The following is a 25,594-nucleotide window of genomic DNA, read 5'->3' as shown; positions in this document are numbered from 1 at the left end:
GGCCCACCCGGAACCGTCAGGCCGGCGCCGCCCCCGAGGCGGAGGCCCAGTGGAAGAGGGCCATGCCCACGCTGGTCGCCAGGTTGTAGCTGGAGACCTGGGGGCGCATCGGCAGGGCGACGAGCTGGTCGGCGCGGGCCCGCAGCCCGGCCGAGAGCCCGTGCCGCTCCGAGCCGAAGGCGAGCAGCGCGTCGTCCGGCAGGGCGAGCCCCCGGATGTCGGCGCCCTCCGGGTCGAGCGCGAACAGCGGCCCGCCCGGCAGCTCGGACACCTCCAGCGGGGCCACCGCCGTCGCGAAATGCAGTCCGGCGCCGCCGCGCACCACCGTCGGGTGCCACGGATCGAGCGGCCCCGTCGTCACCACCCCGCTCGCCCCGAACCCGGCCGCCAGCCGCACCACGGCCCCCGCGTTGCCGAGGTGGCGCGGCTGGTCCAGCACCACCACGGGGGTGCGCCGCTCCCCGCGCAGCGCCGCCGCGACAGCCGCCGGAGCAGGCCGTTCCGCCAGCGCCGCCACCCCGGTCGGGTGCGGCCTCGGCACCAGCGCGCTCACCGCCTGGGCGTCCACCTCCACCAGCAGCCGGGCCAGCACCTCCCCGAGGTCCGGCGCCAGCTCGGCCGCCAGCTCCAGTGTCCCCGCCCGGTCGGTGCAGAGCGCCACCGGCACCACCGCTCCGAACCGCAACGCGTGCTTCAGCGCGTGGAACCCCTCCAGGAGCACGTGGCGGGGGGCCGCCTCGGCCAGCAGCCCGCGCCAGCGCGCCACCGCCTCGTCCAGTGAGGCGGGGAGCGGTGCGCCAGGCGGAACCGACGGCTCCGGGATGGCCCCGGGCGGGCCGTACGCGTTCATGGCGGGAAGCCTACGACGGCCGGACGGGCGGCTTCCGCGCCGGTCCGGCCGGCTCCCCGGCCTCGTGCCCGCCGTACCGGCCCCTTCCGAGCACCACTCGCGCCCGGCGCACCACCCCGTCGCGCGCCCGCGCGCACCCTCGGCCCGCCCACAGCAGGAAGACCGTCGGCAGGAAGACGGAGTCCGCCGCGATCATCGCCATCGAGAAGAACGGCAGCCCCAGCAGCACCGCGATGGCCAGGTGCTCGGCCATCATCAGCGCGAGCAGCGCGTTCTTCGCCCGCCGGTTGAGCAGCGCGAACGGGAACGCCACCTGCGTCAGCACCGTCCCGTACGTCATCGCCAGCACCAGCAGCCCCTGACCGGCCAGCATCTCGGAGAGGCCGGGCCACGGCGAGAACGACTCCAGCTGCAACGGGTAGTAGACCGCCGTGCCGTCCTGCCAGCGACTGCCCTGGATCTTGTACCAGCCGGCGGTCGCGTAGATCAGGCAGGTCTCCGCCATGATCACCAACAGGGCGCCGTTGTGCACCAGGTGCGCCACCACATCACTGAGGACGTACGCCTGCCCGTCCGGCGCCCGCCGCCCGAGCCACCACCACACCGCCTGTCCGGTCAGCAGCACCCAGAAGAACAGCAGCCAGCCCCAGCCGGCCACTCCGAGGGCGGTCACCACCGCCAGCGCCGCCGCGCTGCCCGCCCACAACACCGGCCCGGCCCGGTCCGCCCACGGCTCACGCCCCCACGCGCCGGCCCGCGCCGCCCGGCGCGCGTCCAGCGACCAGACCTGGCCGCACCGGGTCAGCACCAGGTAGATCGCGAGCAGGTGGACGACGTTGTCCCCGCCGTCCCCGACGAAGATGTTCCGGTTCTGGAGCGAGAGCACGCCCACCATGAACAGCACGGACATCGTCCGCGTCCGCCAGCCGACCAGCAGCAGCGCGCTCGCCACCACCGCCAGCCCGTACACCGCCTCGAACCAGAGCCGCCCGTCGGACCACATCAGCAGCGTGAACGCGTCGTTCCCCGCGATCAGCCGCCGCGCCATCGACCAGCCCCACGGCCCCTCGGGCCCGTAGAGCAGATGCCGGTGCGGGAACTCCCGCAGCAGGAACAGCAGCCACGTCGCCGCCAGCCCGATCCGTACCACAGCGGTCTGGTACGGGCCCAGCGAACGCGAGGTCACCAGGTGCACGCACCGCGCGAGCCGGGCCAGGGCCGCCCTCAACGCGCACCCCCCGCCGCGTCCGCGCCCCGCCCGTTCCCGGCACGCCGGAGCTGAAGCGTCCCACCGAGCGGCACGTCCGCATCCGTCACCGACCACCACCCCAGCTCGCGGTCGACCGGCTCCCGGCTCACCTTCTCGTCGCTCCACGGAGGCGACGGGACCTGAGTCGTCCGCGAGCGCACCTGTATCCGGTCGACCACCCCGTCCCGCGTACCGTCCAGTTCGGTCACCAGCCTGGTCAGCACGATCCTGCGCACGTACCGCTCGGAGAGCTCGCCGCGCAGCCCGTCCGGCACTCCGTCGCCGTCGTGCGAGTTGACGTAGAAGTCCCAGCCCCGGCGCAGCAGGTTCTGCCGCGTGTGGCTCGGCAGCAGGTTCCCGTCGATCGCCTCGCCGTCCAGCACCGACAGGTCGACCCAGCGGGTGCGGTCCAGCGTCCCGTCCTCCGTGAGGACCTCGGCGCGCGCCTGCACGGCGATGTTCTGCTGCAAGGGGTTGGGCGCGAACAGCTTCCAGTTCTGCTCGAACTCCGGGTAGACGTAGTCGTCGACCGCCCGCCCGTGCTGCTTGGTCACCGTGTTGGCGGGTGCGACGTGCAGGAAGACCATCAGCAGGTGCACCCCCGCCCCCGCCGCCACCAGCGCCAGCACCACGGCCGCCACCACCTGGTACCCGAGGCGCAGCCCCGCGATCCCCGGGCCTCTCGCCCCCGCTCCGGCGGCGGCACGGGTACGCGCCGCCGCGCGGAAGAGGCTGTCCGCGCCGGCTTCGCCGGCCGGTTTCGAGGACGCCGCGGCCGGGGTCTGGGGCGGGACGGAGAGACCGGGCGCGGTGCCGAGGGCGTACACGGTGCGGCCCGGCGCCCCGGCCGGCACGCCCCCGTCCTCCCGGCGCCCCTCCGCCGCCTCCGCCGGTGGGCCTCCCGGAGCCGGGCCGGCCCCGTCGCCCCGCTCACCCCCCTCGGACGACGGGGCGGGCACCCGGTCCGTCGAGGGGGCGGTGCCGCAGACCTCCCCGGGGGAGGCCGTCCGCTGTGCGCGGATCCCCGGCCGTGGAGCGGGCGTACGATCCGCGTCCTGCCCGTCCCCGTCCGCCTCCGGGGTCGCCTCCGCGTCCCCGACGCCGCCGTATGCGTCCATCCGAACCGTCCCCGTTCACCGAGCGGCGGCGTTCATGGGCCGCCCCGCGCAGAAACCGTACTCACGGCACGATCCCCCCGCAGGGCCTCGCCCCGGTCCGTCTCTCAGGCGACGAACCCCGGCCCGCCCTTCTCGTCGACCAGCGGCCGGCCAGCCGTCTCCCAGGCCCGCATGCCTCCCTCGACGTTCACCGCGTCGATCCCCTGCTGCCGCAGGTACATCGCGACCTGGGCCGAACGGGCCCCCGACCGGCAGACCACGTTGACCCGGCCGTCCTGCGGGGCGGCCTCGGTCAGCTCGCCGTACCGCTCGACGAAGGCGCTCATCGGGATGTGGAGCGCCTCGGCCGCGTGGCCGGCGTTCCATTCGTCGTCCTCCCGGACGTCCAGCAGGAAGTCCTCGCCGGACAACGCTCCGATGTCGACCGTGGGTACCGCAGCTCCGAAATGCATGGACCCGACGCTACCGGACGCGCCCCGGCCGATCCCTCGCCCCGGCCGCACCGATCGCGGCGGGCCCTGGTCACCGGGGCCCGGACGGCCCGGGTCACCCCAGCAGCGCGGCCAGCTCCCGTTCGCGCCCGGCGACCTCGGCGAGGAGTTGCTCGGCGATCTGGTCGAGCAGGCCGTCGGGGTCGTCCTGCGCCACGCGCAGCATCGAGCCGATGGCCCCGTCCTCCAGCTCCTTGGCGATCAGCGTCAGCATCTCCTTGCGCTCGGCCAGCCACTCCAGCCGCGCGTACAGCTCCTCGCTCCGGCTCGGCGGCTGCTCCTCGGGAGCGGGCCCCGCCTCCCACTCGGCCGTCAGCACCCGCAAGGCCTCCTCGTCGCCGAGCGTGTACGCGTTGTTGACCCGGGCGATGAAGGCGTCCCGGCGCGCCCGCTCGGCCTCCCCCTGCGCCAGGTCGGGGTGGGCCTTGCGGACCAGGTCGCGGTAGAGGCGGCGGGCGTCGGCGCTGGGACGGACCCGCTGCGGCGGCCGCACGGGCTGGTCGGTGAGCATGGCCGCGCCCTCGGGGGAGAGCCCCTCGGAGTCGATCCAGCCGTGGAACAGCTCCTCCACGCCCGGCATCGGCATGACCCGCGCCCTGGCCTCCCGGGCCAGCCGCAGATCCTCCGCGTCCCCGGTCCGCGCCGCCTTCGCCTCGGCGATCTGGGCGTCCAGCTCGTCGAGCCGGGTGTACATCGGGCCGAGCTTCTGGTGGTGCAGCCGGGAGAAGTTCTCGACCTCCACCCGGAAGGTCTCCACCGCGATCTCGAACTCGATCAGCGCCTGCTCCGCCGCCCGAACCGCCTTCTCCAACCGCTCCTCGGGGCGCCGCACGGCTCCTCCGTCCCCGGCCCCGTCCCGGGCTTCGGTCTCGGGGCCGGCTCCCGCGTCGGCTCCGGCTCCGGCTCCGGCCTCGGCCCCGGCTGCGGTTCCGGCCTCGGCTCCGGTGCCGGTTTCGGCTGCGGTTCCGGCCTTGGCCCCGGCTGCGTTCCTGGGTCGGGCTCCGGTGCCGGTTTCGGCTGGGCGGTCACTGTCCGCCCCGGGTCCGGCGGCGTCGGGAACGGCGGTACCACCCGGCTCGACAGCGCCTCCGGCCGGCTCGGCAGACTCCGGGCCGGCACCGGCCCGCGCCTGACCGGCGGGCACACCGTCGGTGGCGACCACGCCGGAGGGCGCTTCACCGGCGGCCCCCGTGGCAGAGGGCACGCCCGGGGAAGGCTCGTCCAGGACGGGGTCGGCGGGCAGAGATTCGGCTTCCGGGCTCGTCACTCGTCCAGCCTAGGCCCTGCGGTCAAACCACCGCGCCGATCGGACGGGCCGGGGCGGGGCTCGGCCGGTCCCGAGCTCGTGGGGGCCCCTCCCCCCTCCCCCCCTCCCCCTCCTCCCTCCCGCCCGGTCGGCACCAGCGAGGTCGCCTGGAAGACCTTCATGGCGGCCGCGACGCCCTCGTTCATCGCGCCGCGCACCTTCGCGGACGCCCTGCGGCCGAGACGCTTCAGGTCCCCCTCCCAGGGGCCGTGGGCCGTCTCGTCGAAGTCGTCGAGGTCCATGACGAGCCCGCCGCGGGCGTCGCCGTACAGACCGCAGTTGCCCGCGTGAGTTGCCCGCGTGCGCGTCGCCGCACAGGTGCGCGCCGATACCGGTCGCCTGCGTCCGCGCCAGGTCGGAGGCCATCAGCCCGGCCGAGCCACGCGGGAAGGCGCAGGGACTCGACGCCACCCGTCCGACCCGGATCGGCGTGAGCGCGGCCAGGCGCCCCAGGCGCCCCCCGGTCGAACTCCTCGACCGACGCCACCGGGTCAGCCCGGTCCGGGTCGATCACCACCTCGGCGTGGGCGCCGCGCGGAACCTTCCCTCGCAGCGCCTTCCCGGCCCGCCGGGGACCGTCGCGCTCCGGCCACCGGGCGAACCCCCGCCACCCGGGCAGCCGGGCCGCCCTCTCCGGCGAGGGCCCGTCCCCGCCGTCCCGGCCCCGTCCACACCGGTCGTCTCCGCCGTCACGGGCGTCGTCACCTGACAAATCGCCTCCCCCTACGAACTCGCGGGAGACCCCGCCCACCGGGCACGTCCCGCACACCCTGCCGCGGCACCGCGCCGAGCGAGGCCCCGTGCGAGGCCACCGCCCGCCCGTCGCGTACGTCCGGCCTCGCGAGAGCGACCGTACCGCCGTCACCGAGAGCCGGCGGAGACCTGTGGACAACCCGGAATTGTGGACAACTCCGTCCCCCACACGAGCCACCGCGGCCCCACGCGCTCCCGTCCCCACAAGCCCCCGGACACCCGCGCGGCCGCCCCCGGAGGGCCTCAGCCAGTCAGCACCCCGTGCCAGGCTCCCGCTCGGCGCCGCCCAGCAGGTACTTCTGGCCCCAGCAACGAAGGGCCGCGAGCGCGGGACCCAGCTCGGCCCCGGCGTCGGTGAGGCGGTAGGAGACGCGCAACGGCGGGCCCTCCGCCACCTCGCGGACGACGAGCCCGGCTCCGGCCAGCTCCGTCAGGCGGTCGGAGAGCATCCGCTCGCTGATGCCGGGGACGGCCCGGCGCAGGTCGGCGAAGTGCGCGGGCTGCGTCATGAGGACGGCGATGATCGGTCCGGTCCAGCGCTTTCCGAGCAGCTCGAAGACCCGGGTGATCCCCAGGTCGACCACGCCGCAGGCGCCCGGAACGTGCGCGACGTCCCGGCGCTCCCGTGTCCCGGCCTGGTGACGCGCTCCCTCGTCCCCGGCGTCGTCCCCGCGTACGCCGTCCGCTCCCGTGGCCTTGCCGTTGCCCGCCATACCTCTCAGGGTACTGGGCCCCGAGTAGGGGGTGAAAAAAAGTAAGTAGCTGTGTTATCCATAGTTGCGCACTGAACAACAGGCAGCCCGAGCACCGTCGACGCCGCCGCGCCGGGCCCCGCCGCACGCCTCCCCAGGAGAACCCATGGCCACGCTGCTCCACGTCGATTCCGCGATCTCCCCGACAGCCTCCGCCTCCCGCGACGTCACCGCCGCTTTCGTCAAGACGTGGACCGAGGCCCACCCGGAGGGCCGGGTGATCCACCGCGACCTCGCCGCCCACCCGGTGCCGCACCTCGACCACTTCGCCGTGTCGGCCGGCTTCGCCGACCCCTCCGAGCACACCGAGGAGCAGCGGGCGGCGGCCGCCTTCCGCGACGAGCTGGCCACCGAACTGGAGTCGGCGGACGCCGTGCTGATAGGCGCCCCCATGTACAACTTCACGATCCCCTCGACCCTCAAGGCCTGGCTCGACCAGGTGATCATCGTCGGGCGCACCGGCGGCGAGGCCGGCACCGTGGCCGGCCGGCCCTTCACCGTGGTGGCCAGCCGTGGCGGCTCGTACGCCGCGGGGACCCCTCGCGAGAGCTTCGAGTTCGTCCAGAACTACCTGGAGAAGGTGGTCACCGGGATGCTCGGCGCGGAGATCGACTTCATCGTCCCCGAGCTGACGCTGGCCCCGGTAAACCCGGCGCTGTCCGAACTGATCCCGCTCTTCGAGTCCTCCCGCACCAAGGCCCTGGAGGAGGCGGACGAGAAGGCCCGCGCCCTCGCCGCCCGCCTCACCGAGGCGGCCACGGCCGCCTGACCCCGCCCCCGGCCCCGTACCGCGCCCCCGGACACCCGCGCCCGCCACCGGCGGAGCCGACCGTTCCGGGGGCGCGGCGGCTTCCACCCACCGGACGGGGCACCCTCTTCGCGACGACCACGCGCCCCCCAAGCCGGCTGAGACAATCGTCACACCCCCGGCTTCGCCGCCTCGCCGGCGCCCCCAACCCCGACAGACCGCTCCGGCCACCAACACCCACGGCCGCGCGACGCACGCCCCGCACGCCACCGCATCCCGCATCCCGCATCCCGCACGGACCCCTACGTGGACACAACGAAAACCGGGCCCCCATCAGAACTTTCGTCCTGATGGAGACCCGGTCTCCATGGTGCGCGAGGGGGGAGTTGAACCCCCACGCCCTTTCGGGCACTGGAACCTGAATCCAGCGCGTCTGCCTATTCCGCCACCCGCGCATTGGGTGTTGCCTTCCGGTCCGGCCCTGGTGGGGCGCGGCGCCTTCCGACATCCAGAAGATTAGCACGGTGTTCCGGGTGGAATCACATCGCTTTCCCGGAGCCCGCCCGCGACCCGCCGACAGTCCGGAACCAGATCCTCCGCGGCCCCCTACCGCCGCCCCCTTCGGCCCGCTCGCGGCCCACGGCTCCCACCGCACACGCCCCGCACCCGCCGCCGCGGACCCGCCTCCCCGGCACGCCACCGCATCCGGGAAGTGACGATCGGGCGTCGGCCGCTCCCGTCCCCCTCGCGCATACGCGACACTGAACAGGGAGAGCACCGGGGAAGCATGGTCCGCGGGCGGCAGCGCGCGGCACCGGGCCACCCGTGAGAAAGTCCGGACCGCTCGCGCGAGCCGACCGCCTGGCCGGTGCGGCACCCGCAAGCGCGCGCCGGGACCCAGGACCCTGGCAAGGCCACCCGTGGCCGTGGCAGGGTCCCCGGGAAGGTTCGCCCCGAGTCGTGAATCGGCGTGCGCGGGGCATGTCTTGTGAGGGGCGACACTCGTGGGCGGGGCCGACAGGGGGAACCAGCCGATTTCCCGGCGCGTGGATACGATCAGTAAGCAGTACCAGGAAGCCAACGACGGAGGAGGTGCCCCATGGGAGTCCTGAAGCGTTTCGAGCAGCGGCTCGAGGGTTTGGTCAACGGCACCTTCGCCAAGGTCTTCAAGTCCGAGGTGCAGCCGGTCGAGATCGCCGGCGCGCTCCAGCGCGAGTGCGACAACAACGCGACGATCTGGAACCGCGACCGCACGGTCGTCCCCAACGACTTCATCGTCGAGCTCTCCACCCCGGACTTCGAGCGGCTCAGCCCGTACTCGGGCCAGCTGGGCGACGAGTTGTCCGGCATGGTCCGCGACTACGCCAAGCAGCAGCGGTACTCCTTCATGGGCCCCATCAAGGTCCACCTGGAGAAGGCCGACGACCTGGACACGGGCCTGTACCGCGTCCGCAGCCGCACGCTGGCCTCCAGCACCTCGCAGACGCCGGGCGGCGCTCCCGCACCCGGCGGCCACGCCTACCCCCCGGCGCCCCCGCAGGGCGGCCCGACCGCCGCCGGCCGCCCGCCCCAGGGCGGTTACGGCTACCCGCAGCCCCCGGCCTCCCCGCCGCCCATGCCCCCGGGCCCTCCGCCCGGGACGCACGGCGGCGGCCCCTCGCTCGCCGGGGCGGGCTCCGCCACGCGCCGCTGGATCGAGATCAACGGCAACCGCCACCAGATCTCCCGCTCCACCCTCGTACTCGGCCGCAGCACCGAGGCCGACGTGCGCATCGACGACCCCGGAGTCTCCCGCAGGCACTGCGAAATCCGGACAGGTTCGCCCTCCACGGTCCAGGACCTCGGGTCGACCAACGGCATCGTGGTGGACGGACAGCACACCACCCGCGCTACGCTCCGCGACGGCTCGCGAATCGTCGTGGGCAACACCACCATCATTTACCGGCAAGCCGAAGGGTGAAGCGGGGGCAATGTCAGAGCTGACCCTGACGGTCATGCGGTTGGGTTTCCTGGCCGTTCTGTGGCTGTTCGTGATCGTGGCCGTCCAGGTCATCCGCAGCGACCTGTTCGGCACGCGGGTCACCCAGCGCGGAGCACGGCGGACCGCCGAGGCGCGTCCGCAGCAACAACGCCAGCAGGCCGCGCCGCCGCAGCAGCGCGCCCAGGGCGGATCGAGCCGCCAGCGCCGCGGGGCACCGACGAAGCTGGTGGTGTCCGAGGGATCGCTCACCGGCACCACCGTCGCCCTCCAGGGGCAGACGATCTCGCTCGGCCGCGCCCACGACTCCACGATCGTGCTGGACGACGACTACGCCTCCAGCAGGCATGCCAGGATCTACCCGGACCACGACGGCAAGTGGATCGTCGAGGACCTCGGGTCGACCAACGGCACCTACCTCGACCGGACCCGGCTCACCACCCCGACCCCGATTCCGCTGGGCGCACCGATCCGTATCGGCAAGACCGTCATCGAGCTGCGGAAGTAGTACGACAATGAGCGAGCGGAGCGAGCGGGCCGTCGAGACCCACCGTCAGGGTCCCGTTCAGGAGGCGCTCCCGACCGGAGGGTGGGCAGTGTGGCTCGATCAGACCGGCTGTACCCGGAACCGTCGACAGGTGAGGTGCGGCGCATGAGCCTGTCACTGCGCTTCGCGGCGGGGTCGCACAAGGGCATGATCCGCGAGGGGAACGAGGACTCCGGGTACGCCGGCCCCCGCCTCCTCGCCATCGCCGACGGCATGGGCGGCCAGGCCGCGGGCGAGGTCGCCAGCTCCGAGGTCATCACGACCCTCGTCGAGCTGGACGACGAGATCCCCGGCTCCGACATCCTCACCTCGCTGGGCGCCGCCGTGCAGCGGGCCAACGACCAGCTGCGCGTGATGGTCGAGGAGGACCCGCAACTGGAGGGGATGGGCACCACGCTCACCGCCCTGCTGTGGACCGGGCAGCGCCTCGGCCTCGTGCACGTCGGCGACTCCCGCGCCTACCTCCTGCGGGACGGCGTGCTCACGCAGATCACGCAGGACCACACCTGGGTGCAGCGCCTCGTCGACGAGGGGCGCATCACCGAGGAGGAGGCGACGACGCACCCCCAGCGCTCGCTGCTGATGCGCGCGCTGGGCAGCGGTGACCACGTCGAGCCCGACCTCTCCATCCGCGAGGTCCGCGCCGGCGACCGGTACCTGATCTGCTCCGACGGACTCTCCGGCGTCGTCTCCCACCAGACGATGGAGGAGGCCCTCGCCAGCTACCAGGGCCCGCAGGAGACCATCCAGGAACTGATCCAGCTCGCCCTGCGCGGCGGCGGCCCGGACAACATCACCTGCATCGTCGCCGACGTCCTCGACGTCGACGCCAACGACACCCTCACCACCCAGCTCAACGACACCCCCGTGGTGGTCGGCGCGGTGGCGGAGAACCAGCACCAGCAGCAGGACAGCGGTGCCATGGAGACCCCGGCCGGACGCGCCGCGGGCCTCGGCCGCCGCTCGTCGGCCCCCAGCGGCTCCTTCGGCCCGCCCGGCAGCGGCTCCTCCGCGGAGTACACACCGGAGAACTCCTTCGGCGCGTACGGCGAAGGGGACTTCGAGAAGCCGCGGCGCGGCCGCACCTGGCTGAAGCGGTCCCTCTACACGGCACTGGCGCTCGCGGTCGTCGGCGGCGGCCTCTACGGCGGCTACCGCTGGACCCAGACCCAGTACTACGTGGGAACCAAGGACGACCACGTCGCCCTCTTCCAGGGCATCAACCAGGATCTGGCCTGGGTGTCGCTCTCCAAGGTCCACCGCGACCACCCCGAGATCGAACTCAAGTACCTCCCGCCCTACCAGCGCAAGCAGGTGGAGGCGACCATCGCCGAGGGCGGCATGGACGAGGCCAGGGAGAAGGTCGAGGAACTCAGCGTCCAGGCGTCCGCCTGCAAGAAGGACGCCGAGCGCCGCGCCGCCGCGCAGAAGCAGCAGGAGGAGGCGAAGCCCGGCAAGGGCGACTCCGGCGCGGCCGAGAACCTCACCGACGACTCCAAGAGCAAGAACAAGTCCGATGCCACTCCCACGCCCGGCCCCAGCCTCTCGGAGGAAGAGCAGAAGCTGGTCCCGCTGTGCGGTAAGCAGTAAGCAGCCGTTGGGGGCCTTTTCACGCCATGAGCAGTAGTACGACACAGACTTCGACCATCGGGGCCATCGGCGCGCCGAGCCGCCGCAACACCGAGCTAGCCCTCCTGGTGTTCGCGGTGGTCATCCCCGTGTTCGCGTACATCAACGTGGGCCTCGCGATCAACGGCGAGATCCCGACCGGCCTGATCGGTTACGGCATCGGCCTCGGCCTGCTGGCCGGCGTGGGCCACATCGTGGTGCGCCGCTTCGCGCCCTACGCCGACCCGCTGCTGCTGCCGCTGGCCACCCTGCTCAACGGCCTCGGCCTGGTGCTGATCTGGCGCCTGGACCAGTCGGAACGGCTCATCCGCCGCGCGGAGCAGCTCTACGGCGCGTATTCGGCGGACGCACCCAAGCAGCTCATGTACTCGGCGATCGGCATCGCCTTCTTCGTGGCCATCCTGCTGCTCCTCAAGGACCACCGGGTGCTCCAGCGGTACACCTACATCTCGATGGTGGTCTCGCTGGTCCTCCTCGTACTGCCGATGTTCTTCCCCGCCGTGAACGGCGCGAAGATCTGGATCAACGTCGGTGGTTTCACCCTCCAGCCGGGCGAGTTCGTCAAGATCACCATTGCCATCTTCTTCGCCGGCTACCTGATGGTGAAGAGAGACGCGCTCGCGCTGGCCAGCCGCCGGTTCATGGGGCTCTACCTCCCGCGCGGACGCGACCTCGGACCGATCCTGATGATCTGGGGCGTGAGCCTGCTCATCCTCATCTTCGAGACGGACCTCGGTACCTCCCTGCTGTTCTTCGGCATGTTCGTGATCATGCTGTACGTCGCCACCGAGCGGACCAGCTGGATCGTGATCGGTCTGGGCATGTCGGCGGCCGGCGCCGTCGGTGTGGCCACCTTCGCCAGCCACGTGCAGGCGCGCGTCGACGCCTGGCTGAACCCCTTCGACCCCGACGTCATGCAGCAGACCGAGCAGATCGCCCAGTCCCTGATGTCCTTCGGGTCAGGCGGTGTGCTGGGCACCGGCTGGGGACAGGGCAACTCCGACCTCATCGGCTTCGCCGCCAACTCCGACTTCATCTTCGCCACGGTCGGCGAGGAGCTGGGGCTCGCCGGGATGATGGCCTTCATCCTCCTCTACGCCCTGATCATCGAGCGGGGCGCCCGCACCGCGCTGGCCGCCCGCGACCCCTTCGGCAAGCTCTTCGCCATCGGCCTGACCGGCGCCTTCGCCCTCCAGGTCTTCGTGGTCGCCGGCGGCGTGATGGGGCTCATCCCGCTGACCGGTATGACCATGCCCTTCCTCGCGTACGGTGGTTCGTCGGTGCTCGCCAACTGGGCGCTGATCGCCATCCTGATCCGCATCAGTGACACCGCACGCCGTCCCGCCCCGGCGCCGGCTCCTTCCCCCGACGCCGAGATGACCCAGGTGGTGCGCCCGTGAACAAGCCCCTGCGCCGGATCGCGATCTTCTGCGGTCTGCTGGTCCTCGCCCTGCTGCTGCGGGCCAACTGGGTCCAGTACGTCCAGGCGGACTCACTCGCCACGCACGAGAAGAACCGCCGCGTCTCCATCGAGCGGTACGCCCAGCCGCGCGGCGACATCATCGTCGACGGCAAGTCGATCACCGGTTCCAAGATCACCAAGGGCACCGACTACAAGTACAAGCGGACCTACAAGAACGGCGAGATGTGGTCGCCCGTCACCGGGTACGCCTCACAGCTCGTCGGTGCCACGCAGATCGAGAACCTCGAGGACGGCATCCTCACGGGCAACGACGACCGCCTCTTCTTCCGCCGCACGCTCGACATGCTGACCGGCAAGAAGAAGGAGGGCGGCAACGTCGTCACGACGCTCAACGGCGCCGCCCAGAAGGCCGCGTTCGAGGGGCTCGGCGACCGCAAGGGCGCCGTCGCCGCGCTGGACCCGTCGACCGGCGCGATCCTCGCCCTGGCCTCCGCCCCGTCCTACGACCCCGGGGTCTTCGCCGGGATCACCAACAAGGACGGCGAGGAGTTCTCCAAGCTCGACAAGAACAAGGACAAGCCGCTCGTCAACCGCGCGCTGCGCGAGACGTACCCGCCCGGCTCGACCTTCAAGGTCCTCACGGCGGCGGCCGCCCTGGAGCACGGGCTGGTCACCGACATCGACGCGAAGACCGACACCCCGCTCCCGTGGATCATGCCGGGCACCACGACGCCGCTGCCGAACGAGGGCAACATCCCCTGCAAGGACGCGACCCTCCGGGACGCCCTGCGGGTCTCCTGCAACACCGTCTTCGGCAAGATCGGCGCCGATCTCGGCAAGGACAAGATGCTGGAGACGGCGGAGAAGTTCGGCTTCAACGAGGAGCAGTTCACGCCGGTCCGCTCCAACGCCTCCGTCTTCCCCAAGGAGATGGACCAGGCGCAGACCGCGCTCTCCTCCATCGGCCAGTTCGAGACCGCCGCCACTCCGCTCCAGATGGCCATGGTCACCTCCGCCATCGCCAACGACGGCGTGCTGATGGAGCCGTACATGGTGCGCGAGCTGCAGGCGCCGAACCTCGACGCGATCGAGACGCACGAGCCGAAGAAGATGAGCGAGCCGCTCTCCAAGGAGAACGCGCAGAAGCTCCAGCAGATGATGGAGACGGTCGTCAACGACGGCACGGGAACCAACGCGCGCATCCCGGGCGTCACCGTCGGCGGCAAGACCGGTACCGCTCAGCACGGTGTCGACAACAGCGAGAAGCCCTACGCCTGGTTCATCTCCTACGCCAAGACGGCCGAGGGCTCCCCGGTGGCGGTCGCGGTGGTCGTCGAGGACGGCAGCGCCAACCGTGACGACATCTCCGGTGGCGGTCTCGCCGCGCCCATCGCCAAGTCCGTCATGGAGGCGGTCGTGGGCAAGAAGTGAGCTCGCGGCCGGCCATGACGCCCGTCACGGCCGGACAGTTGTGGATCTTCACGCGCGGGGATACCGGTCAGGTATCAGCTCACGGCCAGGGCCGGACCGGCCCGTGCGGGGCGGGTACCGTATGGCCGGGCAGCACACCGCCGGACCACACACGGGTGCGGTCGGGACCGACGGAGAGAGCTGGTAGGTAGCTATGGAAGAGCCGCGTCGCCTGGGCGGCCGGTACGAGCTGGGCTCGGTGCTCGGCCGTGGTGGCATGGCCGAGGTGTACCTCGCCCACGACACGCGTCTCGGCCGGACCGTCGCCGTGAAGACGCTCCGGGCCGACCTCGCCCGCGACCCGTCCTTCCAGGCCCGGTTCCGCCGTGAGGCCCAGTCGGCCGCCTCGCTCAACCACCCAGCGATCGTCGCCGTCTACGACACCGGCGAGGACTACGTCGACGGGGTCTCCATCCCGTACATCGTGATGGAGTACGTCGACGGTTCCACCCTCCGTGAACTGCTGCACTCCGGGCGCAAACTGCTGCCCGAGCGCTCCATGGAGATGACCATCGGCATCCTCCAGGCGCTGGAGTACTCGCACCGGGCCGGCATCGTCCACCGCGACATCAAGCCGGCCAACGTGATGCTGACCCGCAACGGCCAGGTCAAGGTCATGGACTTCGGCATCGCCCGTGCCATGGGCGACTCCGGCATGACGATGACGCAGACCTCCGCCGTCATCGGCACGGCCCAGTACCTCTCGCCGGAACAGGCCAAGGGGGAGCAGGTCGACGCCCGTTCCGACCTGTACTCCACCGGCTGCCTGCTCTACGAACTGCTCACCGTCCGGCCTCCGTTCGTGGGGGACTCACCGGTCGCCGTCGCGTACCAGCACGTACGTGAAGAGGCCCAGGCGCCGAGCGTCTTCGACCCCGAGATCACGCCCGAGATGGACGCCATCGTCCTGAAGGCCCTGGTCAAGGACCCGGACTACCGCTATCAGTCCGCCGACGAGATGCGTGCCGACATCGAGGCGTGCCTCGACGGCCAGCCCGTCGGCGCCACCGCCGCCATGGGCGCTGTCGGGTACGGCGGCTACCCGGACGACCAGCCGGCCGCGGCGATGCACCCGCAGGACGCCGCCGCCACCGCCATGCTCCCGCCGACCAACCCGGACGACGGCGGTTACGGCTACGACGACCGCCCCGGGCGCCGCCGCCAGCCGCCGAAGAAGAACACCAACATGTCGACGATCCTGCTGGTCGTCGCGGGCGTCCTGGTGCTGATCGGCGCGATCTTCATCGGGAAGTCGGTCTTCGGCGAGAACGGCGGCGCGGACACGGTCGGCGTCCCGAACTTCGTCGGGAGCACCGAGGCCCGGGCCAAGAAGAAGGCCGCCAACGTCGACCTGAAGCTGAAGGTCACCGCGCGCGAGGAGTGCGAGGACCAGCCCGCCAAGCACATCTGCAGCCAGGACCCCGAACCGGGCGGCGGTGAAGGCGGCAAGGTCGAACGCGGTAGCGTCATCAGCGTGGTCGTCTCCACCGGCGCCCCGAAGATCACCGTCCCTGACGTCCAGGGGCTCTCCTTCGAGAAGGCCGAGGAGCAGCTCAAGGCGAAGGGCTTCACCGACATCGAGCAGAAGGCCGAGGAGTCCGACCAGACACCCGGCACGGTGATCGGCCAGGACCCCGACCGCGACTCCGAGGTCGAGAAGGGCACCACGATCACGCTGACCGTCGCCAAGGAGAAGGCGATGACGGCCGTGCCCGACGTGAGCGGCAAGACCTGCGAGGAAGCCACCTCCCAGCTTCAGGGCAGCGACCTCAAGGCCAACTGCGTCGAGGAGGAGAACGAGGCGGAGGCCGGCAAGGTCTTCTCCCAGACCCCCGCGGCCCAGTCCCAGGTGCAGCCCGGCTCCACGGTCACGCTGAAGATCGCCAAGGAGGCCGAGAAGGTCAAGGTCCCGGGCGGTCTGCGCGGCCAGAAGCTCGGCGACGTGAAGAAGGCCCTGACCGACGCGGGCCTGGCGGTCGGCGACATCACCGGATCCCAGGACGACAACTCGCTGGTCGCCGCGTTGGACCCGGGCGAGGACGCGGAGGTGCCGAAGGGCACCGCGGTCAACCTGACCACCGTGGGCCCGCCCGGCGAGGACGGCGGCATCTTCGGCGGCCGCCGGGACTGACCTCCCGCCCGAAGGCCACGGGCCCGTACGCGCGAAGCCCCGGCACCGGATCATCCGGCTGCCGGGGCTTCGGCGTGCTCCGGGGGTCAGCGCAGTTCGGCAGGCGGGGTGCGCTGGTTGTCGACCTTCTCGACGCGGTCCAGCTCGCCCCAGACGATGTAGCGGTAGTCCGAGGTGTACACCGGGGTGCAGGTGGTGAGCGTGATGTACCGGCCGGGCTTCTTCACGCCGGCCTCCTCGGGGACGGCGTCCAGGACGTCCACGTTGAACTTCGAGGTCTCCGGGAGCATCGCGAACGTCTTGTAGACGTACCAGGAGTCCTTCGTCTCGAAGACGATCGGGTCGCCCTTCTTGATCTTGTCGATGTTGTGGAACTTGGCGCCGTGGCCGTCGCGGTGCGCGGCGAGGCTGAAGTTGCCCTCGTCGTCGGAAGGGAGCGCCGACTTCACCGGGTCCGTGTAGTAGCCGGCGACGCCGTGGTTGAGGACGGAGTTCCCGGTGCCCTTCTTGACGAGCACCTCGCCGTTCCTCATCGCCGGGACGTGCAGGAAGCCCACGCCGTCCTTGGTGTCGAGTGCACCGGGTCCCCCGGCCCAGCGGTCACGGACCGCCTCACCCTGCTTGCCGGCCTCGCGGTCGGCGACGACGTTGGTCCACCAGAGCGAGTAGGCGACGAAGAGGCCGAGGACGACACCCGCGGTGATCAGCAGTTCGCCGAAGACCCCGACGGCGGTCGCGATGACGCCGCGCTCGCGTCTGCGCGGTGCGGTGGCGGACTTTTCGTCCGCCCTGTCCTGCGTCCTCGTCGTTGCCACTGCCCCTGCCCCGTCCGTCCGGTCCGACTCAATCGACGAGCGCATCGGGTTTGCCCTTGCTGCGCGGCCGTTCCTCGACCATCTTGCCCCAGACGATCATCCGATACGTACTGGTGAATTCCGGGGTGCAGGTGGTGAGTGTGATGTACCGGCCCGGTTCGGTGAACCCGGACCCCGCGGGCACGGGGTCGATCACGGCCGTGTTCGACGGGGGAGTCTGCGGCAGGATGCTCGCCATCTCGTACACGTAATAGGTGTCCTGGGTCTCCACCACGATCGGGTCGCCCGGTGTGAGCCTGTTGATGTAGCGGAAGGGCTCGCCGTGCGTGTTCCGGTGGCCGGCGACGGCGAAGTTCCCCTTCTTCGCCCCGGGCAGCGCCGTCTTCAGGGCGCCCTCGGCGTAGTGGCCCGCCATACCGCGGTCGAGGACGCGCTGCTTGTCGATACCGGAGGCCACCGGGACGACCACGTCCAGCTTCGGGATGTGGATGATGGCGAAGCCCTGTCCGGCCTCGAACGCCCCGGGCTTCCGCTTCCCCTGCTCCCAGTCCTGCTGAAGGCTGTTGGCGGCACCGTCCGCCTGCTGCTGGGCCCGCACGTTGGTCCACCAGAGCTGGTAGGTCACGAAGAGCAGCATCAGGACGCCGATGGTGATGAACAGTTCGCCGATCGCCCCGCTGGCGACCGTGGCGGCGCTCGGCCTTCGGGCCCGCTCGGCCCGCCGCGCCTCGACGCGGGTCCGTGGCCGCTCGGCCGCCCCGCCGTCCGGCGCGGCCTCGTCCCGCGCGCCGGGCCCCTCCACTGCGGGCGCGCCCGCACGGCGGCGGCCTGTCCCGGCCCGGCGCCCGCCCGCCCTGGCGTTCCGCTTGGCGGCCTTGCGCCGTGCGGCCCGGCCGCCTTCGCCGGCCCCGGAGCGGGCCTCTCCGCCCGCCTCGGCTGTTCGGACCGGGCCCGCCGCGCGGAGTGCCATCGTCTCGTCGTCGCGAGGCTCCTCCGGCGCGGGGATGTGGTACTCCTCCTCGGCGGAGCCGTGTCCCGGCGGCGTGGCGAGGTCGCCGTAGGACGGGGCCGCGGTCTCCGGCGGACCGTACGTCTCGTCCGGCGTCGTGGGCGGGTAGGCGTCCGGCGTCGTGTACCCGGCGTGCGCGTCGTAGGGCGCCTGCCCGGTGCGGGTGGGCACCTCGGCGGGGAGCGGCCCGGCGCCGTACGCGGGGGAGGCCGCCGGGGCCTGGTAGGTGGGGGGCGGCCCTGGCGAGTAAGACTCGGCCGGGGCCGGGGTGTACGGGTCGGCGGACCCGTGGCGGGGCGCGGGCAGGTCCTGGCCCTGCTCCGGCTGCTGCTGGGGCTGGTCGGCGCGGAACCACGGGGAACTGTGGCCGCCGGCCAGCACGTCGGGGAGCGGGTCCGTGAGCGGGTCGACCGGCCCCCCGGTGGCCGACTCGCGCTCGGGCCGCAGCGCGGTCATTCCGTGGCCTTGCCCACCACCGGCGCGAGCCCCCTCGACCGGCCGACGGCTCCGGCGTCTCCGCATTCCGCCAGCCAGTTGGCGAGCATGAGGTGCCCGTGCTCGGTGAGGACCGACTCGGGGTGGAACTGGACGCCCTCCACGGGCAGCTCCCGGTGACGCACGCCCATGATGATGCCGTCGGCGGTCCGTGCGGTCACCTCCAGCTCCTCGGGGACGCGCCGGGGCTCCGCCGCCAGCGAGTGGTACCGGGTCGCGATGAACGGCGAGGGGAGCCCCGCGAAGACACCCCGACCTTCGTGGAGCACCGGGGAGGTCTTGCCGTGGAGCAGTTCCGGCGCCCGCCCCACCACACCGCCGTACGCGACCGCCATCGACTGCATGCCGAGGCAGACGCCGAAGACCGGAACGCCGGTCTTCGCGCAGTGGCGCACCATGTCGATGCAGACGCCTGCCTGCTCGGGGGCACCGGGGCCCGGGGAGAGCAGGACACCGTCGAAGCCGTCCTGGGCGTGGGCGGTGCGCACCTCGTCGTTCCGCACGACCTCGCACTCGGCACCGAGCTGGTAGAGGTACTGCACGAGGTTGAAGACGAAGCTGTCGTAGTTGTCGACGACCAGGATGCGCGTGCTCATCCGCGGGCCCCCTGAGCGTCGTCCACGGTCACGTCGTTGAACGGGAGCAGCGGCTCGGCCCACGGGAAGACGTACTCGAAGAGTGCGTAGACCACAGCGAGGGCGAGAATCAGAGAGATGACCGCCCTCACCCAGGCATTGCCCGGCAGATGCCGCCAGATCCAGCCGTACATGCCGTCCCCACTTGTCCTGCCACTCGCGGTGGTTGACCGCTGGGCATACCGACTCACGTAGTTGCAGCACCAGACTAAAGGGATCAGCGTTCTCCCCGGGCCGTCCCCGCAGAATGGGGGGCTCACCACACCTGCGGGCCGCCCCGGGAGGGCCGTTGTTGCACGTGAAACCGAGGGACGTTTCACGTGAAACCACCGCGATGTTTCACGTGAAACATCGGGCGGACCGGCCACGGTGAGGCGCCTCGGTCAGGAGACCGGCTGCGCGTAGTGCAGGTCCACGGTGCCGGCGTAGCCCGGGAGCTTGGTCTTCTCCGCATCCTCGACCTTCCAGCCGAGGCCGTAGGCGTTGACATAGAGCATGTAGTTCTGGATCTCCGGGGAGGCGGCGAGCGCCTCCTTGAGCTTCTTCTGGTCACCCACGGCCGTCACCGTGTAGGGCGGCGAGTAGACCCGCCCTTGGAGGATCAAGGTGTTGCCCACGCAGCGGACGGCGCTGGTGGAGATCAGCCGCTGGTCCATGACCTTGATGCCCTTGGCACCGCCCTTCCACAGGGCGTTGACCACGGCTTGCAGGTCCTGCTGGTGGATCACGAGGTCGTTGGGGTGCGGGTCGGGATAGCCCGGCAGCTTGGCGGTGGCGTCCGGCGGGGCGTCGGCCAGGGTCACGGAGACGGAGGAGCCGGAGATCGGCTTGGTCCCGGCGTCCTTCTCCAGGGCGCCGAGTTCGGCGTCCTCGGCCTCCGTGCTGCCGTCGTCACGTTCGGCGAGCGCCTCGACCTCCGCACGCAACGCGCTGTTGGCCTCATCCAGCTCACCGTTCTTGTGGCTGCGGTCCCGAATGAGGTCCGAGAGCTTCAGCAACGCGGTGTCGGTGCGGATATTGGTCCCGCGCGCCGTGTTGAAGCTGGTCACGAAGATCAAGCCGGCCAGCGCGAAGACACCCACGGTGAGAAGACGCACGGGACGCCGGCGGAATCGCCCACGGTCAGGACTGGAGTCCGCGTGGGGTGAGTCGGCAGAATTGCTCAACGTACCCTTGCTCTCCTTCGGTACCACGGAAGCACTACGCTAACGGACGGCCGGGGGAGACCACACCGCCCCCGGGCCGCCCGCCCGGAGCCAGCCCCCGTCCCCCTGCGCGGCCACGCAGCGCATCGACAGGAGAGACCCTCGTGCCGAAGTCACGTATCCGCAAGAAGGCTGATTACACGCCGCCCCCGGCGAAGCAGTCCACCGAGATAAAGCTGACCAGCCGAGGCTGGGTGGCGCCGGTGATGCTCGCCCTGTTCCTGATCGGTCTGGCGTGGATCGTCGTCTTCTACCTGACGGACGGCAGCCTGCCCATCGACGCGTTCGGCAACTGGAACATCGTGATCGGTTTCGGGTTCATCGCGGCCGGCTTCGGCGTCTCCACGCAGTGGAAGTAGCGGCTCCGCCCGCAGCACCTCCGGCCACCTGAGGCAAGCCCTGCCCCAAGCTATCCACTGGGTTATCCACACCTGGGGAAAAGGTCGGAAGATCTGTGGATAACTCATCTGCGGTTGACGCCGATATGACTGCCCACCGCCGCGTAGGACCTCTGTTCGCCCCTTGCCCCTCCTGGGAAGTACCAGGTCAGAGGCGAGGGGCGAACGCCTTCCGCACCCCGTGCACAAGATCCGGCACAGTCTGTGGATAACCTTCGCTCAAGATTCGAACATGTGTACAACTGCGGTCCGTCCCGCACCCGGGAAGGTGACACGGACCCCCGGTGTGCACAGTCGGCCGCAGGCAGCTGCTCCAGGCGCCACGCCTCCGGCCGCCCGGGACGGACCGCCTCGCGGCGGTCGCTCAGGTCAGCGCCATCGTCCGGACCACGATCATGACCAGGACGACCGCCAGCACCGCGCCGCAGGCACCCCACTGGACCAGCGCGCGACGCCCGCGCGGAGCGTGGACCATGGCGTACCCGATGACCGCTCCAGCGACCAGGCCGCCGACGTGCGCCTCCCAGGCGATCCGGGGGGCGAGCAGGGTGAAGACGAGGTTCAGCGCGACGAGGAGCAGGACAGGACGCAGGTCCTGGTTGAGGCGCCGCAACAGGATCACGGTCGCACCCATCAGGCCGAAGACCGCGCCGGACGCGCCGAGCGAGGGCTGCTGGGGAGCGGCGACGACGTAGGTGAGCGCGCTGCCGGCCAGCCCGGAGACCAGGTACAGCGCCAGGTAGCGGACCCGCCCGAGGGCGGCCTCCAGCGGTCCGCCGAGCCACCAGAGCAAGAGCATGTTGGAGGCGAAGTGCAGGAACTCCTGGTGCGCGAACATCGATGTGACCAGCCGGTACCACTCCCCGGCCGCCACGCCCATGACCGGTTCCCAGCCGAACTCCGGCGGCGGGAAGGCCCCGACCAGCATGAGGTGGGTCACGAACTCGTCGTTCAGCGCCAGGATCGCGACGAAGACGGCGGCGTTGATGCCCAGGAGGATCTTGGTGATCAGCCGGGGGTCGGCGGCGAGAGTGCCACCGGCGATGGTGCGCGGGGCGTTCATCGCGGAGGAGCCGGTACCCGAGCCCCGCCGGACACACTCGGGGCAGTGGAAACCGACCGAGGCGCTGATCATGCACTGCGGGCAGATGGGTCGCTCGCAACGGACACAGCTGATCCCGGTCTCTCGGTCCGGGTGGCGGTAACAGCCCGGCAGGCTGTGCGCACCAGGTGCGCCCGGCCCCCCGGATGGGCCCTGATCCATGGGATCTCTTCCCCTCGGCAGTCCTCGTACGACGGTCCGGACCACGCGGTCAACGCGCCGCCCCGCCCATCCTCTGTACGGATGGGCGGGGCGGAAAGGTTCCCTGCGCGGATATCGCCGGCAAGCGGCGAACCGGCGAGGAATCAGCCCTCGCGGGTCTCCACCACGACCGACTCGATGACCACGTCCTTGACGGGGCGGTCGGTGCGGGGGTTGGTCTGGATGGCCGCGATCTCGTCGACGACCTTCTGGCCCGCCGGGTCCGCGACCTCACCGAAGATGGTGTGCTTGCCGGTCAGCCAAGCGGTCGGGGAGACGGTGATGAAGAACTGCGAGCCGTTGGTGCCCGGACCGGCATTGGCCATGGCCAGCAGGTAGGGCTTGTCGAAGGCGAGGTCCGGGTGGAACTCGTCGGCGAACTGGTAGCCCGGGCCACCGGTGCCGTTCCCCAGCGGGTCGCCGCCCTGGATCATGAAGCCACTGATCACGCGGTGGAAGACCGTGCCGTCGTACAGCTTGTCCGTCGTCTTCTGGCCGGTCTCAGGGTTCGTCCACTCCCGCTCACCGGTGGCGAGCTCGACGAAGTTCTTGACCGTCTTGGGCGCGTGGTTCGGCAGGAGCCGCACGTTGATGTCGCCGTGGTTGGTCTTCAGGGTGGCGTAAAGCTGCTCAGCCACGATCTGCCTTCCGTTGTCCTCTGTGACGCACCGATCCTCGCACGGACCGGACGTGCCGGGCACTTCCCTCCCCCGATTCGGGCAAGCCCCCCGGGCGGCACCGGGCAGGTGCCAGGCCGTCGAAGCACGCCACCTACGGGGACACCCGGCCCGGTTCCCGGCAGCACCGACGCAGGAGTGCCCCGCCGACGAGCGGGCACGCGCTGCGGAGAGGGCCGCCGTGGCACCTGATCGCGGCACAGCATGACCCGGATGCCCGTCCCTGTGTGCTGTGAGGCCCGAGGGAAGGCATCATCGCGAAAAGGGTGGAAAGGCGAGCTATTCGGTGAACTATTCGCCTTCTGGGGCATACCCCAGGCACTCACATACGCCACCGAGGAGGAGGAACCCGTGACCCGCATCGACAGCGTGCGCGCCGCGACCGGCTCGGCGAAGGAGAGCGCGCGGCACGCCGCGGAGGCGGTGGCTCCCTACGCCGAAACAGCCAAGGAACGCGCCGCCCAGCTCAGCCATGAGGCCCGCGTCCGGCTCGCACCCAAGGTCTCGCTGGCCGCCGCCCAGGCAGCCGACCAGGCACGTCATCGGTACGACGCTCATCTGGCACCGCATATCGAGCACGCTCGCGCCCACGTCCCGCCCAAGGTCGACGAGGCCGCGCACAAGGCCGTCGTCCACACCCGGCGCGCCGCCCACCAGGCCGCGGCCTACTCGCGGCCGCACCTGGAGCAGGCCGTCGCCGCCGCCCAGCCGGCCCGCGAGGAAGCGGCCGCCCGGTCCGCCGCCGCGCTGGCCGCCCTGCGGGGGCAGGTCAGCGCCCGGCAGATCGAGAAGCTGGCCCGCAAGCAGCAGCGCCGGGGCCGGGGTAAGCGCTTCGCCCTGTCCGTGCTGGTGGTCGGAGCCGTCGCGGGCGGTGCGCTCGCCGCCTGGAAGTGGTGGGACAAGCAGGCCAACCCGGACTGGCTGGTGGAGCCCCCGGCTCCCACCGAGGTCCCGGACGGCCCGCCGCTGACCTCGGTGGATGGCACCGGCCAAGGCCTCCTCGACCCCGAGGTGCAGGCCAAGCAGGCCGACGCCGAAGCGGACAGCCGCGACGAGGAAGGCGGTTCCAAGTCCGCCTGACCGTGAGACGGATCGGTGGGGACTCCGCGTCCATGTCGATCAGCTCCATGAGGGCGGGGCCCGAAGGACCCCTTCGGGCCCCGCCCTCATGGGCGTGGGACCGGGACTCTGCTCCGGAGCCCCGGAGCCAGCACGGGCGGACGAGCCTGAGCGGAGGGACGAGGCGGGTGAGCCCGGAGAAGCCAGAGGGATGTTTCACGTGAAACATCCCTCTGGCTCACGCGCGCCTGCGACGCTCCACTCGCTCACCTCTGGAGAGCCCTCGTTACTCCACGGGCTCGATGTTTCACGTGAAACATCGAGCCCGTACCAGTCCAGCCCGTGGCCCAGCCAAGACCGCCCGGGCTCAGCCAGGAACCGCCTGGCCCTCTCCGGCCGCCTGACCGCTCCGGCGCCTGTCTGCGTAGAGGTTGAGGAGCAGCCCGGCCACCGACCAGGCCGCCAGGACGGCAACGGGCCCAGCCGCGCCCGTCCCGTCGAAGAAGCCGTTGGCGCGCAACAGGCTGCCGGAGGCACCCGGCGGCATGAGCTGACCCAGCGTGGCCCAGCCGTCGGGGAGCCAGTGGGCGCCGGTCGCCAGTCCTGACAGCGAGTTGCCGACGAACATCATCACGACGATGCCCGCGCCTAGCCCCGGGAAGCCGAAGAGGGACTCCAGGCCGAGGAAGGGCAGCGTCAGAGCCGCCATGCCGAGGGAGAGACCCAAGGCCGTCGTCCCGTACGTGCCGTCCACCGAGCCGAACCCGAACTGGATGATGGCCGCCAGCGCGAAGCCTGCCGCGAGGGCGAAGAGCACCGCTCCAGCGACACGGAGCCGCAGCCCGGTGTGGCCGGGGAAGAGCCGCACCATCGCCACCGCAGGGAGGACACCGCCGATGATCATCGGCAGCGCGGCCGCCGTGAGCCCGGCCCCGTTCGGGTCGTCCTCGGGGAAGGGCACGACGTTCCTCGGTGTCACCTCCACCCCCTGCTGCTCGGCGAGGGCCTTCCCGATGCCGCTGATGGCGGCGGAGCTGGGGTTACCGGCCGCGGTCGCCGTATAGACGGTCAGCTTCTCCCCTCCCGGGGCGAAGCCGCCCATCACGTCGCGGGCGTGTATCGCCCCGATGAGGGCCTCGGCGTCCGGGTAGGAGGTGACCTCCCAGCCGTCCGGCCGGCGCTCGTCGAGCTGCTTACCGAGAGCGTCCGCGGCAGCCGGCGGTCCCACCACACCCACCGGCAGGTGGTGGGGTCCGCCGTTCACCGCGGGAAGGCCGAAGACGACCAGCATCGCGGAGAGCACACCGGTGAGAACGGCGACCAAGGGCAACAGCTTCTTCGCCGCTCCCTCGGAGCTTCCGCGCTCCTCATTCTGCGACACGGACCCGTGCTGCTCCGGGGGAGCCGCCGAGGCCCCTCCAGCCCCTCCGTCGGCCGGCTGTCGGCGCGGGTCGTTCTCTGCGGACCTGGATGCCATGCGCTGGGCCCTTCCTGTGACATCACCGGGGCGACCGTCAGCCGGAAGCCGGTAGAGCCTGCCGGGGACCGGTCGA

Annotated in this window: 24 protein-coding genes, 1 tRNA gene and 1 pseudogene; 9 read left to right on the top strand and 17 right to left on the bottom strand. The window is 71.5% G+C overall.

Annotated elements, in window-relative coordinates; translation table 11 throughout:
* Positions 1-16 precede the first annotated feature (16 nt).
* From Sdia_RS05130 to Sdia_RS05100, 8 genes and pseudogenes are all read right to left on the bottom strand, one after another.
* Complete coding sequence (locus Sdia_RS05130) at positions 17-778, bottom strand: TrmH family RNA methyltransferase (protein WP_371874234.1); 762 nt, start codon at positions 776-778, stop codon at positions 17-19.
* 82 nt (positions 779-860) lie between these two features.
* Complete coding sequence (locus tag Sdia_RS05125) at positions 861-2,078, bottom strand: HTTM domain-containing protein (RefSeq protein ID WP_100455474.1); 1,218 nt, start codon at positions 2,076-2,078, stop codon at positions 861-863.
* A complete protein-coding gene (locus Sdia_RS05120; RefSeq protein ID WP_181844061.1) occupies positions 2,075-3,217 on the bottom strand; it encodes a DUF5819 family protein in 1,143 nt (380 codons plus the stop codon). Before Sdia_RS05120 ends, Sdia_RS05125 begins: the two co-directional genes overlap by 4 nt.
* Positions 3,218-3,321: 104 nt before the next feature.
* Positions 3,322-3,669 (bottom strand): rhodanese-like domain-containing protein, encoded by a 348-nt coding sequence (locus Sdia_RS05115; protein ID WP_115068938.1) that lies wholly within the window; start codon positions 3,667-3,669, stop codon positions 3,322-3,324.
* A 94-nt stretch (positions 3,670-3,763) separates the two neighbouring features.
* A complete protein-coding gene (locus tag Sdia_RS05110; RefSeq protein ID WP_370464563.1) occupies positions 3,764-4,870 on the bottom strand; it encodes a J domain-containing protein in 1,107 nt (368 codons plus the stop codon).
* Positions 4,871-4,971: 101 nt separating this feature from the next.
* Positions 4,972-5,256 carry a DUF2252 family protein gene (locus Sdia_RS30695; RefSeq protein ID WP_371874227.1) on the bottom strand — a complete coding sequence of 95 codons (285 nt, stop codon included), beginning with the start codon at positions 5,254-5,256 and terminating at the stop codon, positions 4,972-4,974.
* 121 nt (positions 5,257-5,377) lie between these two features.
* Positions 5,378-5,425, bottom strand: a pseudogene (locus Sdia_RS30690) (hypothetical protein); the annotation flags it as partial.
* 593 nt (positions 5,426-6,018) lie between these two features.
* Entirely contained in the window at positions 6,019-6,480 is a 462-nt protein-coding gene (locus tag Sdia_RS05100) for a winged helix-turn-helix transcriptional regulator (protein WP_124287427.1), read from the bottom strand.
* Between the two features lie 145 nt (positions 6,481-6,625).
* On the opposite strand from Sdia_RS05100, the gene Sdia_RS05095 reads away from it, so the two are divergent.
* On the top strand, positions 6,626-7,288 hold the full coding sequence (locus Sdia_RS05095) for an FMN-dependent NADH-azoreductase (RefSeq protein ID WP_189500066.1): 663 nt from the start codon (positions 6,626-6,628) through the stop codon (positions 7,286-7,288).
* Positions 7,289-7,635: 347 nt separating this feature from the next.
* Here Sdia_RS05095 and Sdia_RS05090 read toward each other — a convergent pair.
* Positions 7,636-7,722: transfer RNA gene (locus Sdia_RS05090), tRNA-Leu, on the bottom strand.
* 644 nt (positions 7,723-8,366) lie between these two features.
* On the opposite strand from Sdia_RS05090, the gene Sdia_RS05085 reads away from it, so the two are divergent.
* From Sdia_RS05085 to pknB, 6 genes are all read left to right on the top strand, one after another.
* Positions 8,367-9,227 carry an FHA domain-containing protein gene (locus Sdia_RS05085; protein ID WP_100457406.1) on the top strand — a complete coding sequence of 287 codons (861 nt, stop codon included), beginning with the start codon at positions 8,367-8,369 and terminating at the stop codon, positions 9,225-9,227.
* Positions 9,228-9,237: 10 nt separating this feature from the next.
* A complete protein-coding gene (locus Sdia_RS05080) occupies positions 9,238-9,753 on the top strand; it encodes an FHA domain-containing protein FhaB/FipA (RefSeq protein ID WP_023418347.1) in 516 nt (171 codons plus the stop codon).
* A gap of 144 nt (positions 9,754-9,897) precedes the next feature.
* Complete coding sequence (locus Sdia_RS05075) at positions 9,898-11,382, top strand: Stp1/IreP family PP2C-type Ser/Thr phosphatase (RefSeq protein WP_100457407.1); 1,485 nt, start codon at positions 9,898-9,900, stop codon at positions 11,380-11,382.
* 26 nt (positions 11,383-11,408) lie between these two features.
* The gene (locus Sdia_RS05070) at positions 11,409-12,821 is read left to right on the top strand and encodes an FtsW/RodA/SpoVE family cell cycle protein (protein WP_100457408.1); all 1,413 of its coding nucleotides are present in this window, start codon (positions 11,409-11,411) and stop codon (positions 12,819-12,821) included.
* Positions 12,818-14,275 (top strand): peptidoglycan D,D-transpeptidase FtsI family protein, encoded by a 1,458-nt coding sequence (locus Sdia_RS05065; protein ID WP_100457409.1) that lies wholly within the window; start codon positions 12,818-12,820, stop codon positions 14,273-14,275. The genes Sdia_RS05070 and Sdia_RS05065 overlap by 4 nt, the downstream gene beginning before the upstream one ends.
* A 193-nt stretch (positions 14,276-14,468) precedes the next feature.
* Complete coding sequence (gene pknB / locus Sdia_RS05060; RefSeq protein WP_100457410.1) at positions 14,469-16,445, top strand: Stk1 family PASTA domain-containing Ser/Thr kinase; 1,977 nt, start codon at positions 14,469-14,471, stop codon at positions 16,443-16,445.
* An 86-nt stretch (positions 16,446-16,531) separates the two neighbouring features.
* On the opposite strand, the gene Sdia_RS05055 is transcribed toward pknB, so the two are convergent.
* From Sdia_RS05055 to Sdia_RS05035, 5 genes are all read right to left on the bottom strand, one after another.
* Positions 16,532-17,305 carry a class E sortase gene (locus Sdia_RS05055; protein ID WP_207205665.1) on the bottom strand — a complete coding sequence of 258 codons (774 nt, stop codon included), beginning with the start codon at positions 17,303-17,305 and terminating at the stop codon, positions 16,532-16,534.
* A complete protein-coding gene (locus tag Sdia_RS05050) occupies positions 17,289-18,725 on the bottom strand; it encodes a class E sortase (protein WP_115068941.1) in 1,437 nt (478 codons plus the stop codon). Before Sdia_RS05050 ends, Sdia_RS05055 begins: the two co-directional genes overlap by 17 nt.
* The gene (locus Sdia_RS05045; RefSeq protein ID WP_100457413.1) at positions 18,722-19,360 is read right to left on the bottom strand and encodes an aminodeoxychorismate/anthranilate synthase component II; all 639 of its coding nucleotides are present in this window, start codon (positions 19,358-19,360) and stop codon (positions 18,722-18,724) included. Before Sdia_RS05045 ends, Sdia_RS05050 begins: the two co-directional genes overlap by 4 nt.
* Positions 19,357-19,533, bottom strand: coding sequence for a hypothetical protein (locus Sdia_RS05040; protein ID WP_100457414.1), 177 nt, complete (start codon positions 19,531-19,533; stop codon positions 19,357-19,359). Before Sdia_RS05040 ends, Sdia_RS05045 begins: the two co-directional genes overlap by 4 nt.
* Before the next feature lie 249 nt (positions 19,534-19,782).
* Positions 19,783-20,565, bottom strand: coding sequence for a DUF881 domain-containing protein (locus Sdia_RS05035; protein WP_181844062.1), 783 nt, complete (start codon positions 20,563-20,565; stop codon positions 19,783-19,785).
* A gap of 143 nt (positions 20,566-20,708) precedes the next feature.
* Between Sdia_RS05035 and crgA the strand changes: the two genes are divergently transcribed.
* Positions 20,709-20,963, top strand: a complete 255-nt coding sequence (gene crgA / locus Sdia_RS05030; RefSeq protein WP_100457416.1) for a cell division protein CrgA — start codon at positions 20,709-20,711, stop codon at positions 20,961-20,963.
* Positions 20,964-21,366: 403 nt separating this feature from the next.
* Here the strand turns inward: crgA and Sdia_RS05025 are convergent, their stop codons facing one another.
* Positions 21,367-22,266, bottom strand: coding sequence for a rhomboid family intramembrane serine protease (locus Sdia_RS05025; protein WP_115068942.1), 900 nt, complete (start codon positions 22,264-22,266; stop codon positions 21,367-21,369).
* Between the two features lie 143 nt (positions 22,267-22,409).
* On the bottom strand, positions 22,410-22,943 hold the full coding sequence (locus Sdia_RS05020; RefSeq protein WP_100457418.1) for a peptidylprolyl isomerase: 534 nt from the start codon (positions 22,941-22,943) through the stop codon (positions 22,410-22,412).
* Between the two features lie 390 nt (positions 22,944-23,333).
* Between Sdia_RS05020 and Sdia_RS05015 the strand changes: the two genes are divergently transcribed.
* Entirely contained in the window at positions 23,334-24,062 is a 729-nt protein-coding gene (locus Sdia_RS05015) for a DUF5324 family protein (RefSeq protein ID WP_189500065.1), read from the top strand.
* A gap of 346 nt (positions 24,063-24,408) precedes the next feature.
* Here the strand turns inward: Sdia_RS05015 and Sdia_RS05010 are convergent, their stop codons facing one another.
* Entirely contained in the window at positions 24,409-25,518 is a 1,110-nt protein-coding gene (locus Sdia_RS05010; RefSeq protein ID WP_115068943.1) for a hypothetical protein, read from the bottom strand.
* Between the last annotated feature and the right edge of the window lie 76 nt (positions 25,519-25,594).

The organism is Streptomyces diastaticus subsp. diastaticus (genome assembly GCF_011170125.1).
Taxonomy (GTDB): Bacteria; Actinomycetota; Actinomycetes; order Streptomycetales; family Streptomycetaceae; genus Streptomyces; species Streptomyces diastaticus.
The sequence above is the reverse complement of the archived record's forward strand: the minus strand, read 5'-3'. Positions and strand labels throughout refer to the sequence as shown.